The organism is Paenibacillus rhizoryzae, assembly GCF_059686995.1.
In genome coordinates this window covers 209,338-222,827 of the sequence record NZ_JCAALT010000003.1, presented here as the reverse complement: position 1 = coordinate 222,827, position 13,490 = coordinate 209,338, and the positions used below count along the sequence as shown (strand labels likewise).

Here is a 13,490-nt window from a genome sequence, read left to right as displayed (position 1 = left end):
TGCTTATGGCGTCCATAAGGTTAGGCAGTTCTTCTCGGAGAGGATATTCCGCAACTGTTCACACACCGGCTTTCAGCAAATACCGGCTCTCTGTAGAGCTAACAGAAACGTACTCGTTCTCGTCAACGAACTGATCGTATAGATTGATTATTACCATTTATACGCGATTCCTAAACAATTGTCAAACCAATCGCGGCAAAATTTACACGCCGCGAGCGATTTCACTCGAAATGCTTGGCGGGCCATCCAATGTATCCCAGCTGTCATGGCTAAGCAGCTCAAGCTGTGCTTCTACGAGCGTCCGGAATCTGGCACGATAGATCGAAGCTTGTTTGCGAAGCTCCTCTACTTCAAGCGCCACTTTACGGGATTTGCTAAGCGACTCATTGATGATGCGGTCTGCATTCTTCTCGGCTTCTTTGACGATCAGCTGCGCTTCTTTCTTCGCATTGCTTCTCACTTCATCTGCCGCTTCCTGCGCCACAATGATTGTTTTGCTTAGCGTTTCTTCAATGTTGGAGAAGTGATTCAGCTTCTCCTGCATGGATAGTGCTTGATTCTGAATTTCTTTGTTCTCGCGAATGAGCGCCTCATAGTCCTTAATGACCTGATCAAGAAATTCATTTACTTCATCTTCATCGTACCCGCGAAGTCGTCTGCCAAATTCCTTGTTATGTATGTCCAATGGCGTAAGCGGCATTGGCGCACCTCCTGATTGTAGTCGAAGGGGATCATGCTTAGGCCATCCCCGTATGGGACTAGCGCCTTAAGCATTATCCTTCCTGAGTTTACTTCTAATTTCGACAGATGGAGTCATTTTCCTGCAAACGATCAGATAAATTTGCCGATTTTGACCCGAACTCTGCCTTTCTTCGTAACACCCTCTACAAGAAGCACTTTGAATCGGCCAAGCCCTTGCATCGAAACGACGTCGCCTTCCTTCAATTGCGCGGAAGGATCCTCTTCTACTTTCCAATTGACGCGGCAACGTCCTGCCCTGATGGGATCCACGATCTTGGATCGACTGATCCGGTGTACATCGCTGGCAATCCCGTCAAGACGCAAAGAAGCCACCGACAAATTCATCTCTTCCATGGCGGAAACCGCAGGCCGCAGCTGATCCAGAGGAAGGATGTCCGTAAGGACATGAACACGGTGGACTTGTCGTAAATGAATATTAATATAATCGGCTATTTCCGAGACGACTAAACAATGGCAGCTATCTCCATGTACATGAAGGTCACCGATGCGATCACGCTTGATGCCTAAACCAAGAAGCGCTCCCAGGTAATCGCCATGATCGAGCTCCAAATGACCTTGCGTGCCGCCGGTTACTTCGATTAAAGCAATCCCTTCAGGCTCACTGTCGAGATCACGGTAATCAGGCGCAATAATTGCCCGTCTACGCTCTGCGCCTTCATAGCCGCCTACAAAGCGAAGACCAACATCTGCACGCCGATTCACTAGCGACGCTACGATATCGGCCTGCCTTGGATCGAGAAAATCGGTCACTTTCACTTCGTGACCGAACGCTGCTCGTTCTATCCATTCCGAGGCGCGGTCCACGAAGGGCCGCTCATCCGGATGGAAATGGACATAGATTTCGTTTTTCATTAGATAAACATATCGATGACCGATATCAGTCCCAGGGCCACGAAACGAAGCGCAAACAAAGCTACGATCGGGGAGATATCAATCACGCCTCCGATATTTGGGATAAATCTGCGGAATGGCGCCAAATACGGCTCAACCAGCTTACCCAGTAATTCGCCGATAAAGCTCTCACGCAGGCTCGGCAGCCATGACAACAGCACGTAAGCAATGATCATATACTGATAAATCTGTGATAGGGTTAAGATTAAATTTGCTACGTCCAACTCAAGGTCACCTCATTTTTTTGTAATCTTGCTCATCTGCCAGCATTTCCGTTATTGCGCCTTGAATTTCAACCGAGTCGGGCGTGCAAAGAAAAATATTAGGACCTAGCTTTGAAATGCCGCCGTTCAACGCATAAATCGTACCGCTGAGAAAATCAACGATTCTCACTGCTTGATCCGAACGAACACGCTGCAGGTTCACGACAACTGAACGACGCGAGCGCAAGTGGTCCGCAATATCCTGTGCTTCTTCGTACGAACGGGGTTCGTTCAGAATAACGCGCACATTCTTCTGCGAATGAATACTGACGATATTATTTCCCTTTGCAGGTTGTTTACGTTGCTCAAAGGGAGAAGTTTCATTATCTTGTTCGTCATGATTGTCGATTCGTTCACGTTCTACGACTTCCTCTTCCTCTTGCAGGCCGAGAAAGCTCATAAATTTATTCATCATGCCCGTCGCCTTCTTTCCCTCATAATTTGCATTCCAGTTCTTCATTTGCTGAAACGCAGCCTTAGCTGTGACCTACCAGTACCGTTCCTAGTCTTAACCATGTTGCGCCTTCTTCTACAGCAACCTCGAAATCTCCGGACATGCCCATCGACAAACCGTGAACCTGCTTGCTCAATACAGCGCTGCGGTTCAGTTCGTCGCGAAGCTGTCTTAGCCCGCGAAATACGGGACGGGATTGCTCGGCTTCGCCGTCAAGCGGCGCCATCGTCATCAGCCCAACCGGCTCGATATGAGGAAAGGCCTCTAGCTGCTTGGCGAAAGGGATCAGTTCTTCAGGCTGTAGACCATGCTTGCTGTCTTCGCCGGATACATTAACTTGAATAAAGCATGGGACCTTGATCTCAAGCTGCGCAGCCTTACGCTCGATTGCCTCTGCTAATGAAAGACGATCCAAGGAATGGATGTATGTAAATTTCCCTATGACTTCTTTAACCTTATTCGTTTGCAGTGACCCAATGAAGTGCCATACAGCTTGTCCGGACGGCGCATGTTCTAAGCTTGCATCCCACTGGCTGCCTGTAATCGCGTTCCACTTCTCTGCCGCATCCTGCCAGCGATTCTCACCCATATGAACGAGACCTTGCCGCAAGACTGCTTGCGTCTGGGGTACACCTACATACTTCGTTACTGCAATCAGTTCAATCTCCGAACGCTGCCGGCCGCTTCTTGCACATGCTTCTGCCAACCGCCGTTCCACATCTTCAATACGCTGCGATAAAGTCGTCACGCCTTACTTGTCTCCTTCTTTCATGCCGATCCAGCTCACCATTCGGCCAGTCGCTCCGCCTTCGACTCGGTGAGAGAAGAACAGATTCGTTGCGCAACCGGTGCACCAATCTGAACATTCGATACGGCTCGGCAAAATTCCTGCTTTTATCATAATCTGTCGGTTCAATTCTTTCAAGTTTATCCTAGCTTTTCCTTGGCTGGTCGGCACGACCATGTCGGCTGGATTCGCTTTTAAGTCCGCGATTAAAGGCAGCACGCGATTAAGCACAACGTCATTCACCTCATAGCAGCACATCCCTATAGATGGACCAATCGCTGCTTGAATGGATGCCGTATCGCAGCCGAAGGTCGAGACCATGCGTTCGACGGTCAGCCTGGCGATTTCCAGCACGGTCCCTTTCCAGCCGGCATGGGCAAGCGCAATGACTTCGCGAACAGGATCGAAGAAATAAAGCGGCACACAATCCGCGTAGAAGGAAGTAAGCAGTACATTCTTCTGGTCGGTCACTAGCGCGTCGGCATCCGCAATCGAGGACGCACGGCTCGCTCTGCCTTTGCCTCGGTCATTTGCATCGACAATATGGACATGATTGCCGTGCACTTGCTCCGCACAGGTCCATGCTTCGAACGGCCAGCCTAGCGACTCTGCCAATAAACTGCGATTACGTACAACATCATCAGGCGCATCCCCAACATGAAGCCCGCAATTCAATGATTGCCAAGGCGCATGGCTGACGCCGCCTTCCCTGCCGGTGAATCCGACGGTTAATCCATCAAACCGCTCTATCCATTGTGGCAATAAAAAAAGCGAAGGGCTCTTCGCTGTATCAACATGTTTAAACGGTTCCATGATTCAATCACCTCACTACCAGTGTACCACGCATGCCAGCCTCCTTGCGAGCGGCCATCCGCCCGCAAGGCTCCTATCAAACGGCAGTCTGACGCGCTTATCGAACCTGCACATCGTCTTCCTCCGTCCGGTACACCTTTGCATCATCAATCCGTACGAGTACGACATCTGTGCCGATCTTCACAATATTACGCCAAGGGATCACCACATCTGTGCCGCCTCCGAACAAGCCGAAGAAACGGGAATAGTTCGGTACAACGATGGAGTCAATGCGTCCCTGCCGCAAATCCAGCTCCAAGTCACTGACCTGCCCGAGCTTGCGTCCATCTACGATATTGATAACGTCCTTCGTCTGAAAATCCGATATTTTCATTAACCGTTCACCACGCTTCCGAGAGAACTGCCCATCACCTTATTATCACTATATGTGCCAAATGGGCAAAATGTCCTGCTTGCCAGTAATTATAGCTTTTCGGACACAAAGCAAAAAAACGGCGCTAGGCGCCGTTTCACTTTGGTCGATTTACGTTTTAACATGCTTTTGCATCTGTTGGATGGCAGATTTCTCGAGACGGGATACTTGCGCTTGTGAGATGCCGATTTCGTCGGCTACCTCCATCTGCGTTTTCCCTTCGAAGAAGCGCATCGACAGAATCATTTTCTCGCGTTCATTTAGTTTGTGCATCGCTTCTCGAAGAGCGATCTCCTCGATCCATGACACGTCTTTGTTTTTGTCATCGCTGATTTGGTCCATCACATAGATGGGATCTCCCCCATCATGATAAATCGGTTCGAACAATGATACCGGGTCTTGAATGGCATCGAGCGCAAAAACGACATCCTCCTTCGGAACGTTCAGCGCCTCGGAAATTTCAAAAATCGTCGGCTCCCTTGAGTTTTTGTTCGTTAAGCTGTCCCGCACCTGCAGTGCCTTATACGCGATATCACGCAATGAACGCGACACACGAATCGGGTTATTGTCCCTTAAATAACGGCGGATTTCACCGATAATCATCGGAACCGCATAGGTGGAAAACTTAACATTCTGACTGAGATCGAAATTGTCGATTGCTTTCATGAGGCCGATGCAGCCGACTTGGAAGAGATCGTCGACGAATTCCCCGCGGTTGTTAAACCGTTGAATCACACTAAGCACTAGCCTCAAGTTGCCATTGACTAATTTCTCTCTTGCTGCCCACTCATTTTGCGTTTGCAATGCGGTAAATAGCTCGCGCATCTCCGCATTAGTGAGGACAGGCAGTTTCGCGGTATCCACTCCACAAATCTCGACTTTGTTTCGGGTCAACGTGATTACCTCCCAAGGAGAAACATTAATGTTCAGTATCTCCTTGCCCCCCCAATTTATTCCCCCTCCCGCAAGAAGAAAGTCATTCTCAAAGCTGACCTGCGATGTAAACGCAACCAAGCCCCCGGAGTGATTCCGAGGGCTTGCTTGCGAAACAATTTCGTACTAATTATTCAAGTAAAGGGAGTACACATTCAAGCGCTGCATCATTTTCTTGCGTTCTGCGCCTGATTCATTGACAGTAACGGAACCCGTATAGACCAATTCACCTTTCGAAAGATCGATGATGGCTACATCCTTTGACTCGCCGTTCGTCGAAATTGTATAAATTCGATCGCCGGATAACACGTAGTTTGGATTGCTGCCAGTAACCAAAGGAACTTCGAATTGCTTCGAGTCTTTCTTACTAATGCTGTACCGTTTTACAGAAACCGAATTACCGCCTTGAGTGAAGAGGATGACCGTATCACCGTCAACAAATAACTGCGAACCAAGCAAATCGCTGCTAGTAAAAGCCGGGATTGCTTGCGATTGTCCTGTCTTAAGGTTGTAAGTAAACAGTTCTTCTTTTCCCGTCTCCGTGGTTTGATCGCCTTCTTTATTCTTCGTAACTTTCACCGTATCCTGCTTGTAAATCATCTGCTCCGTAGGAAGGGACGAGTGAATAGGCTGCTCCATGATGTAATGAACCACGGTCCCATCCTCTGCCTTCTTGTCCGCTAAAACAATATCGTCGCGAACGATTTGCTTTTCTTTCAAATCAACGGTATACAGGTGAACCTCTTGAAGAGGACCGTCTGCCGAGTTTGCGCTGCTCTTATTTGAATTGGTAGTCAATACTTTCAGCGTGTGATCTTCTACTTGAATATTGTTAACGTTCACCCAATTATAGTTCTCATTGTTTGGAAGCTTCGTTGTAAAGCCGCTCTTCTCCTTTGTTTTCAAGTTCAGCAGATCAAAAGAGAAGCTCATGCTCCGTGAACCATCATTACGCTGGCTGCCGCTGTTCACTCCGGCATAAGCCAAGTGCTGTTCGTCTTGATAGAAAACGGAGTAAGCCCGCTTCCCACGCATAAAGCCGCGATGTTCTTTAATCAGCTTGAGGATGTCCGGGCTAAATTTGTACATCTCCGTAATCGAGTACTTCCGTTCGAATAATGACTTCTGGCTGTCAAATGCGCTGCCCTTCGAAGTAATCTCGAGCGTGCCTTCATTGATTTCAGATCCGTACAGCACCAGATTTGCTGCTTCTCTATCATCACCCGATATGGTTTCGAGTCGATATTCCGGCAAGCTTCGGGTAGCCGCTCTCACATAATAAGTGCAGACGCTCGCAAGGATGAAGATGACGAGCAGTGTGGAGAACCAATAGCGTTTCATTTTCTCTATACCTCCTTATACCGTTACTTTCTTGTTCATTAAGTAGAAGCTGACTGCAAGCGACATAGCCCCTACGAGTATGGCGACAACAAGCTCTATCACGAATTGCTCAATCGGATACAAATAGTTTTCGTTTCGATTCGAAATGAGAACCGGCAGCGCCAAGATCAGAATAGTAAGACCAATGTAGAGCACTGCTGCGATAATACCTTTGAAACGATAACTCCGCTCCAATAGGATGGCTGTGAATAAAATAATGACTGCGAGCAAGCCTGACCCGTAAGAAAGCACAAATTCGGTGAAGGAGTATGGAATCAATACCTGCAGTATAGAGTGCGTTTGAATGATGAACGACAGCGATTCTTGGTTCCGCAATCCCTCGTCGACTATCGAATCAAAGAGTTTGTATTCAAGCGGCAGGATTAACAGTTGGAAAGCCACCAAACCAAGTACAAAAATCAATATCGCACCGAGTTTAGCCAAATACACATTATGTCTGGCCGTTGGCAGCATAAGCAGCCGGTAAATAAATGAGTTCTTCCCCATCCATTCCCGATACCAAATCAGGAACACATATAAGGAAAGCCCGCCAATACAGAGCGCAATAGGGCTTAGAAACCACAGATTCGCTTGGCTGAGTATCACCGAGAAACTAGTCTTCCCGTTCTCTGCTACATATTTGGCGATGGAACCTGTATTTGATTCATTAACCTGATCCATGTACCGATTACACATAATAACGATTCCGAGTCCCTGCATCACTATCGTCAGAGCGAACAACGATATATAAATCTTCCAAAAACGCGTGACCTCCATATGGAGCAGCTTCAAAAAGCGATTCATCCGTAAAACACCTCTCTCATAACATCCATGACCGATTTGCCTTCTTGCATCCGCATCGCTTCACAGTTGAACTGACTCTTCACGACACCATTGTCTAGAAGCACAACTTCATCAATCAAATGCTCGATGTCGTTGATTTCATGGGTCGTAATGATAACGCCTCTGTCCTCAACCAGATGGCTGGTAAAGACCGAAGCAATTTGTTCCCTGCTGAAAATATCAATACCGGAGAACGGCTCATCCATGAGCACATAATCAACATCAAGGGACAAACCCAGCAGCAGATTCAGCTTAGCCGTATTCCCTTTGGACAGTTCACTGATCCGATCCTTGCGGTTCAGTTTAAAGAACGTTAGCATCTCTTCCGCGCGAGCTTCATTCCAGCATGTGTAGAAGTCCTTCATAAACTGCATGCTTGCTGCTACGGTCATCGACGGCGGCATCGTGATATTGTCCGGCACATAGGCGATATGTTCATAGATTTGTTTGCCGATGGTCATGCCATCAATCGTAATGCTCCCGGCATCTAATGGCGTAAGCCCCATAATCGCTTTCAAGATGGTTGACTTACCGACACCATTAATCCCAATTAAGCAGGTAATTTCGCCTTTCTTAGCCGAGAAGGATACATCGGACAACACCTTCTTACGTCCGTATTTTTTACGGATCGATTTCACTTCAATCATGACTGTACCTCCTTCTCTCCACCATTTGCGGCTTTGGAATAGCTGGTCTTTACAATTGCAAGCAGCTCATCGACCGGAACTTGGATATTGGCTATAGATTGCACGAATGCATCAACGGCATCCGTAATGAGTTCACTGCGAATCAAACTAAGTATTTGTTCATCCGTCGTTATACGACTCGGGGAGTTGCCTTCCGTAACGATCAAGCCTTGTTCCTCCATTTCTTTGTAAGCTTTCTGGGCGGTGTTCGGATTTATCTTGAGTGCCCCTGCAATCTCGCGGCGGGAAGGAATCACTTGCCCCTTCATTAATCGCCCGGTTGCAATCTGCTCCTTGAAGTGTTTGACCACCTGTAAATAGACCGGATCTCGGGTATTGAATTTCACATCCACGCTGCCATCACTATTGTTCATCCATATCCAACTCCGTATTTTTGAAGTGTGTGTACTACTTAGTTCATACACCTTATACGTGTACTATACCCGTAGTACACTGCCTTGTCAACTGCCTTGTTTCGGCAAAATAAAAAGCACTGTCCGCCCCCGATTAGGTTCGGGAGAGACAGTGCTCTGATTATATTTGTATTATTTAAAGGCCGGGATAATCGCGCCTTCGTATTTGTCTTCGATGAATTTCCTCACGTCTGCCGATTGCAGCGCTTCTGTTAATGCTTTGATCGCATCCGAATCCTTGTTATCCGGGCGAGCAACAACAATATTCACATAGGGTGAATCGCTGCCTTCGATGAACAGTGCGTCCTTCGTTGGAACAAGACCTGCTTCAAGTGCATAGTTCGTGTTGATCAAAGCCAGGTCCACTTCATCCAGAACCCGTGGCAGCGTCGCGGCTTCAACTTCTGTGATTTTCAGGTTCTTCGGGTTCTCCGTAATATCATGAACAGTACCAGCAACGCCTACGCCGTCTTTCAGCTTAATGACATTGTTTGCTGCAAGCAACGCCAGTGCACGGCCGCCATTGGACGGATCATTCGGAATAACGACCTTAGCGCCGTCTTTCAGTTCGTCTACGCTTTTCACTTTCTTCGAATAAGCACCGAACGGCTCAATATGGACGCCGGCAACATTGACCAGATCATACCCTTTGTCTTTGTTGAATTGCTCCAGGTAAGGTGTGTGTTGGAAGAAATTAGCATCCAATTGCTTCTCGTACAATTGCGTGTTCGGTTGTACGTAGTCATTGAATTCTACAACTTCAAGATTAATGCCTTTAGCCTTCAGTACCGGCTTGATGAAATTAAGAATTTCAGCATGCGGTACCGGCGTCGCGCCAACCTTAAGGGTTACTTCTTGAGGAGCATTACCGCCATTATTGGCAGCCGAATTGCCTGCGTTCGAATTGTTCGCTTCGTTATTTTTGGCTCCGCATGCGGACAATGCCACAACGAGCACTAGAAGCAATAGTGCAAAACTTACCTTTTTCATTCTTCATTCCTCCGTCTGTATAAAGCTTTCTATGCTGTTCACCTTACTTCCGGCTAAATCGGCGTACCAGATAATCACCGGCCATCTGCAGGATCTGAACCAAAATAATTAGACATGCTACCGTGACAATCATGACGCTGGTCTGAAATCTCTGATACCCGTATCGCAGCGCCAGGTCACCTAAACCGCCGCCTCCGATTACACCGGACATCGCCGTGTAGGAAACGAGCGTAACCGCTGTTATGGTAATGGCCGCTAACAAACCCGGCCTTGCTTCAAGCAGCAGCACGCGTCTTACAATGTCCATGCGGGAAGCCCCCATCGACTGTGCGGCTTCGATAACGCCGCGGTCAACCTCACGCAGCGACGTCTCCACAAGCCTTGCGAAGAACGGAGCCGCAGCGATCACCAAAGGCGGAATAGAGCCTTGCACGCCTAGCGTTGTGCCTGTTAGGGCTTTCGTAAGCGGCATGATCATAATCATGAGAATAACGAATGGGACAGAGCGAAGAATATTAACAGCAAGCGAAAGTCCCGCATAGACGACACGCTGTTCCAGCAGCTGTCTTCTGGAGGTCAGGAATAAAACTACACCCAAAATCAAGCCAAGAATGATAGTGAACAGCAAAGAGGCGCCTAGCATAGTTAATGTATCCTTAGTCGCCTTCCAAACTTCCTCCCAGCGAACATCAGACCAATCGATTCCCTGTTTTAGGATCATTTCAGCTCACCTACTTCCAGCCCTTTACCGCGCAAACCCGCAAGTACTTCGTCAATCTCACGGTCATTGCCGATAAATTCGATCACAAGCTGGCCATACGGTGTATTTTTCATACGTGAAACCGTCCCCTGCAAAATCGTAAATTCCACCGTAGTGGATTTAACCGCATTAAACAGAAGCGGCTCGTATGTTACTTCGCCGACATAGTTTACCTTAACAAGTCGACCGCTGCGCGTACCGATCAGCTCGCGCGGATCGAAGGAATCTGCAATTTGGCTGACAAAATCCATCGTAATGGCATGCTGCGGCTTGAGGAATACGTCCAGCACTTCCCCCATCTCTACGATTTCTCCCCCGTCAATGACAGCGACGCGATCGCAAATCGAACGAATGACATGCATCTCATGCGTGATCAGAAGAATCGTAATGCCAAGCTTCTCATTTATATCAAGCAGAAGCGATAGAATCGCATTAGTCGTCTGCGGATCCAGCGCTGAGGTTGCTTCGTCGCAGAGGAGCACATCCGGATTGTTGGCAAGCGCTCTTGCTATGCCGACACGCTGTTTCTGACCGCCTGACAGCTGAGCGGGATATTTATCTGCATGCTGCTCCAAGCCTACTAACTTCAATAGCTCGTCCACTCTTTGCTTGATCGCTGACCTCGATTGTTTAGCCAATTCCAGCGGGAAAGCAATATTATCGCGAACCGTCGCCATGGAGAGCAGATTAAAATGCTGAAAAATCATCCCAATGCGGCGACGCTCCTGCTGCAGCTGTGTAGTTGAGAGCTTCGTTAACTCTACATCTCCAACCTTCACAGACCCTGAAGTAGGCCGTTCCAATAGATTCACGCAGCGCAGCAATGTGCTTTTCCCTGCTCCTGAATGCCCGATGATGCCGAATATTTCGCCTTTATTTATAGTAAGACTAATGCTTTTGATTGCTTCCACATTCGTCTTGCCCGTGCTATATGACTTACTTATGTCTAAGAGCTCAATCAGCGGTAAAACCTCCTGCCATCCATCTATGCCGTTATCGCTAGAATACCCTGTTCCCTCATTATCAATCTGATGCCCGGCTTGAAAGAACAACAAGCATTATAAACAATTTTTGGCTTCATTGTCACTGGAATGAGTTTCTAGTTACGCGCAAAAAAATCCGCAACCCCTGCTGTTGCAGGGATTGCGGACGCTTTGTTCACCAATTAGACCATTTTATTAAACTCTTTGCGCAGCCGTTTAATGATCCGTTTCTCCAGCCTTGAGATGTAGGACTGCGAAATGCCGAGCAAGTCGGCAACATCCTTCTGCGTCTTCTCTTCCCCATCAGCAAGCCCAAACCGAAGCTCCATAATAATCCGTTCGCGCTCCGTCAGCTTATCCAGTGCTTTATGCAGCAGCTTGCGGTCTACCTGTTCTTCAATATTACGATAGATGGTATCATTCTCGGTTCCAAGCACATCGGATAGGAGAAGCTCATTGCCATCCCAGTCGATATTGAGCGGTTCATCAAACGAGACTTCTGTCCGCGTCTTGCTGTTGCGGCGCAAATACATCAATATTTCATTCTCGATACAGCGTGAGGCATACGTAGCGAGCTTGATTTTCTTCTCAGGATCAAACGTGTTGACCGCTTTAATGAGTCCGATTGCACCGATGGACACCAAATCTTCGATATGAATGCCCGTATTCTCGAATTTCCTGGCAATGTACACGACTAAGCGAAGATTGCGTTCGATCAGCATCGCACGGATCGCGGAATCACCTGATGGCAGCTTCTCGAGCAAATATTCCTCTTCTTCACGCGTGAGCGGGGGTGGAAGCGCCTCGCTCCCGCCGATATAATAAATTTCCTCGCTCTTTAATCCGAATAAAAACAAAACGCGATAATAATATAACTGCAGGATCAATTTCCATTTGACGAGCATGCTGTTCCATCCCTTCCCGAAGAACTGTGTATTGTATCGATCGTGACACTTCGATTTTGAAGAAGTGACGGATGGATGATCGCCTGGTAGGTGCCGTCAGCGACGAGTTTACCGGCGTCTAAACCAATGAGCACTTTCTTGGATTCATAGACTTCACCATCGCGATTGATGATGACAAGATCCGGTTTAATCGCCAGCATGAACTGTGCACCGCGATTCACACCACGATAGGGCACTAATCTTAGCCGGTCTCGCCAAATGAAGGGCTTATCATCCGTCATGCTCGCTAAGAGCTTATCGACCTGCGATTCCCGAATTTGAGCAATCCATGAAGCAGGCAGCACATCTTGCCAAACGGCAGCTTCCATGACCATAACCGGTGTACGGGTCAACGGTTCGTACAGCTGATTGCCCGTGTCGATCAGCCCTGTGCAGCTATGCTCCCTATCCTCGATTCGAACTTTCACCTCCGCGAGATGATTGGTGACCAAATCACGTTCTTTGCGCTGTGTCATCACCGATCGGTAGATATAATAGCCGACGCCAATAAGACTGAAGACAAAGAGCATCGATGGCTTCAGCATGAAATATAATTTCCCATTTACCGTGGCGACGGTATTCCAAAGCTTATTGGAGCTGTTCATAAACAAATAATGGGCTCCAATTACAGCACCGGCGGCAGCAAAGTTGACGCCGTAAAACGCACCTACATGGCGAGCAAAATATTGAACGCTTCCAAATCCGAACGCTATGAGCAGCATGATGATAGACAGTGCGATCTTGATGACGATCGTAAACATGAACGACAACGGCGGAAACACAATCATTACGGCATACAAGCTGCCTACACCTGCGGCGAGGAGAACCCGCCACCACTTTGCACGTATACTTCGCACCCAAGCTGTCAGCAGCAAATTCGAGCCGTCTATGAGCAGGTTGACCATGAATAATACGTCGAGATAAACTGCATCCAGTGCATTCACCTTCCTGCCGCACTTCCCTGGTCGCCGATTCCCTCGTAAAAGCTTAGCGAGGATTTGCGGCTTGTGTCTAGTATAGTTAAATCCTATTACAATGTCTGTCTAAACATGCCGTCAGGAGCGATCTTTTTTTGTCGATGCCGCACTAACCGTTAACGCGAATTGGGCAGCGTTCGGTTAGTGCAAAGGGATTGGTTTGTGCTCTGCGGTGCCAATAAAAGTAACGATTTCCAGC

General features: G+C 48.0%; 17 protein-coding genes and 1 other annotated feature (1 of these 18 running past the window's edge). All 17 genes read right to left on the bottom strand.

All coding sequences use genetic code 11. The features are described from left to right. Positions 1 to 135 (bottom strand) — a binding site (T-box leader); it reaches 170 nt to the left of the window's first position. Positions 136 to 202: 67 nt separating this feature from the next. Next, positions 203 to 700: a DivIVA domain-containing protein gene (locus tag AC6ESO_RS09805; RefSeq protein ID WP_494818782.1), complete on the bottom strand. Its 498-nt coding sequence runs from the start codon at positions 698 to 700 to the stop codon at positions 203 to 205. A gap of 131 nt (positions 701 to 831) precedes the next feature. Beyond that, positions 832 to 1,614, bottom strand: a complete 783-nt coding sequence (locus AC6ESO_RS09800; RefSeq protein WP_497091224.1) for a YlmH family RNA-binding protein — start codon at positions 1,612 to 1,614, stop codon at positions 832 to 834. Then, positions 1,614 to 1,877 (bottom strand): YggT family protein, encoded by a 264-nt coding sequence (locus AC6ESO_RS09795; RefSeq protein WP_494818780.1) that lies wholly within the window; start codon positions 1,875 to 1,877, stop codon positions 1,614 to 1,616. Before AC6ESO_RS09795 ends, AC6ESO_RS09800 begins: the two co-directional genes overlap by 1 nt. Before the next feature lie 7 nt (positions 1,878 to 1,884). Then, positions 1,885 to 2,331, bottom strand: coding sequence for a cell division protein SepF (locus tag AC6ESO_RS09790; RefSeq protein ID WP_091219483.1), 447 nt, complete (start codon positions 2,329 to 2,331; stop codon positions 1,885 to 1,887). A 61-nt stretch (positions 2,332 to 2,392) separates the two neighbouring features. Then, positions 2,393 to 3,118: a YggS family pyridoxal phosphate-dependent enzyme gene (locus AC6ESO_RS09785; RefSeq protein WP_497091223.1), complete on the bottom strand. Its 726-nt coding sequence runs from the start codon at positions 3,116 to 3,118 to the stop codon at positions 2,393 to 2,395. Positions 3,119 to 3,121: 3 nt separating this feature from the next. Beyond that, a complete protein-coding gene (pgeF, locus tag AC6ESO_RS09780; RefSeq protein WP_497091222.1) occupies positions 3,122 to 3,970 on the bottom strand; it encodes a peptidoglycan editing factor PgeF in 849 nt (282 codons plus the stop codon). 97 nt (positions 3,971 to 4,067) lie between these two features. Beyond that, positions 4,068 to 4,343 (bottom strand): YlmC/YmxH family sporulation protein, encoded by a 276-nt coding sequence (locus tag AC6ESO_RS09775; RefSeq protein WP_494818777.1) that lies wholly within the window; start codon positions 4,341 to 4,343, stop codon positions 4,068 to 4,070. A 150-nt stretch (positions 4,344 to 4,493) separates the two neighbouring features. Beyond that, complete coding sequence (gene sigG, locus AC6ESO_RS09770; protein WP_090573745.1) at positions 4,494 to 5,276, bottom strand: RNA polymerase sporulation sigma factor SigG; 783 nt, start codon at positions 5,274 to 5,276, stop codon at positions 4,494 to 4,496. 165 nt (positions 5,277 to 5,441) lie between these two features. Next, complete coding sequence (locus tag AC6ESO_RS09765; protein WP_497091221.1) at positions 5,442 to 6,656, bottom strand: hypothetical protein; 1,215 nt, start codon at positions 6,654 to 6,656, stop codon at positions 5,442 to 5,444. Positions 6,657 to 6,671: 15 nt separating this feature from the next. Continuing rightward, entirely contained in the window at positions 6,672 to 7,499 is an 828-nt protein-coding gene (locus AC6ESO_RS09760) for a hypothetical protein (RefSeq protein ID WP_497091220.1), read from the bottom strand. Next, entirely contained in the window at positions 7,496 to 8,185 is a 690-nt protein-coding gene (locus AC6ESO_RS09755) for an ABC transporter ATP-binding protein (RefSeq protein WP_497091219.1), read from the bottom strand. The genes AC6ESO_RS09760 and AC6ESO_RS09755 overlap by 4 nt, the downstream gene beginning before the upstream one ends. Beyond that, positions 8,182 to 8,577, bottom strand: coding sequence for a GntR family transcriptional regulator (locus tag AC6ESO_RS09750; protein ID WP_497091621.1), 396 nt, complete (start codon positions 8,575 to 8,577; stop codon positions 8,182 to 8,184). The genes AC6ESO_RS09755 and AC6ESO_RS09750 overlap by 4 nt, the downstream gene beginning before the upstream one ends. A 192-nt stretch (positions 8,578 to 8,769) precedes the next feature. Continuing rightward, on the bottom strand, positions 8,770 to 9,627 hold the full coding sequence (locus AC6ESO_RS09745) for a MetQ/NlpA family ABC transporter substrate-binding protein (RefSeq protein WP_497091218.1): 858 nt from the start codon (positions 9,625 to 9,627) through the stop codon (positions 8,770 to 8,772). Positions 9,628 to 9,670: 43 nt separating this feature from the next. Then, positions 9,671 to 10,348 (bottom strand): methionine ABC transporter permease, encoded by a 678-nt coding sequence (locus tag AC6ESO_RS09740; protein WP_497091217.1) that lies wholly within the window; start codon positions 10,346 to 10,348, stop codon positions 9,671 to 9,673. Next, positions 10,345 to 11,349 carry a methionine ABC transporter ATP-binding protein gene (locus tag AC6ESO_RS09735; protein WP_497091620.1) on the bottom strand — a complete coding sequence of 335 codons (1,005 nt, stop codon included), beginning with the start codon at positions 11,347 to 11,349 and terminating at the stop codon, positions 10,345 to 10,347. Before AC6ESO_RS09735 ends, AC6ESO_RS09740 begins: the two co-directional genes overlap by 4 nt. Before the next feature lie 203 nt (positions 11,350 to 11,552). Then, entirely contained in the window at positions 11,553 to 12,275 is a 723-nt protein-coding gene (gene sigE, locus AC6ESO_RS09730) for an RNA polymerase sporulation sigma factor SigE (RefSeq protein ID WP_090638315.1), read from the bottom strand. Next, positions 12,254 to 13,258 (bottom strand): sigma-E processing peptidase SpoIIGA, encoded by a 1,005-nt coding sequence (spoIIGA, locus tag AC6ESO_RS09725; protein WP_497091216.1) that lies wholly within the window; start codon positions 13,256 to 13,258, stop codon positions 12,254 to 12,256. Before spoIIGA ends, sigE begins: the two co-directional genes overlap by 22 nt. Positions 13,259 to 13,490: the final 232 nt, after the last annotated feature.

Bases quoted from the DNA above. Each gene is read 5' to 3' on its own strand.
- AC6ESO_RS09805 (WP_494818782.1), bottom strand. From the start codon at position 700: ATGCCGCTTACGCCATTGGACATACATAACAAGGAATTTGGCAGACGA.
- AC6ESO_RS09800 (WP_497091224.1), bottom strand. From the start codon at position 1,614: ATGAAAAACGAAATCTATGTCCATTTCCATCCGGATGAGCGGCCCTTC.
- AC6ESO_RS09790 (WP_091219483.1), bottom strand. From the start codon at position 2,331: ATGATGAATAAATTTATGAGCTTTCTCGGCCTGCAAGAGGAAGAGGAA.
- pgeF (WP_497091222.1), bottom strand. From the start codon at position 3,970: ATGGAACCGTTTAAACATGTTGATACAGCGAAGAGCCCTTCGCTTTTT.
- AC6ESO_RS09775 (WP_494818777.1), bottom strand. From the start codon at position 4,343: ATGAAAATATCGGATTTTCAGACGAAGGACGTTATCAATATCGTAGAT.
- AC6ESO_RS09765 (WP_497091221.1), bottom strand. From the start codon at position 6,656: ATGAAACGCTATTGGTTCTCCACACTGCTCGTCATCTTCATCCTTGCG.
- AC6ESO_RS09760 (WP_497091220.1), bottom strand. From the start codon at position 7,499: ATGAATCGCTTTTTGAAGCTGCTCCATATGGAGGTCACGCGTTTTTGG.
- AC6ESO_RS09755 (WP_497091219.1), bottom strand. From the start codon at position 8,185: ATGATTGAAGTGAAATCGATCCGTAAAAAATACGGACGTAAGAAGGTG.
- AC6ESO_RS09745 (WP_497091218.1), bottom strand. From the start codon at position 9,627: ATGAAAAAGGTAAGTTTTGCACTATTGCTTCTAGTGCTCGTTGTGGCA.
- AC6ESO_RS09740 (WP_497091217.1), bottom strand. From the start codon at position 10,348: ATGATCCTAAAACAGGGAATCGATTGGTCTGATGTTCGCTGGGAGGAA.
- sigE (WP_090638315.1), bottom strand. From the start codon at position 12,275: ATGCTCGTCAAATGGAAATTGATCCTGCAGTTATATTATTATCGCGTT.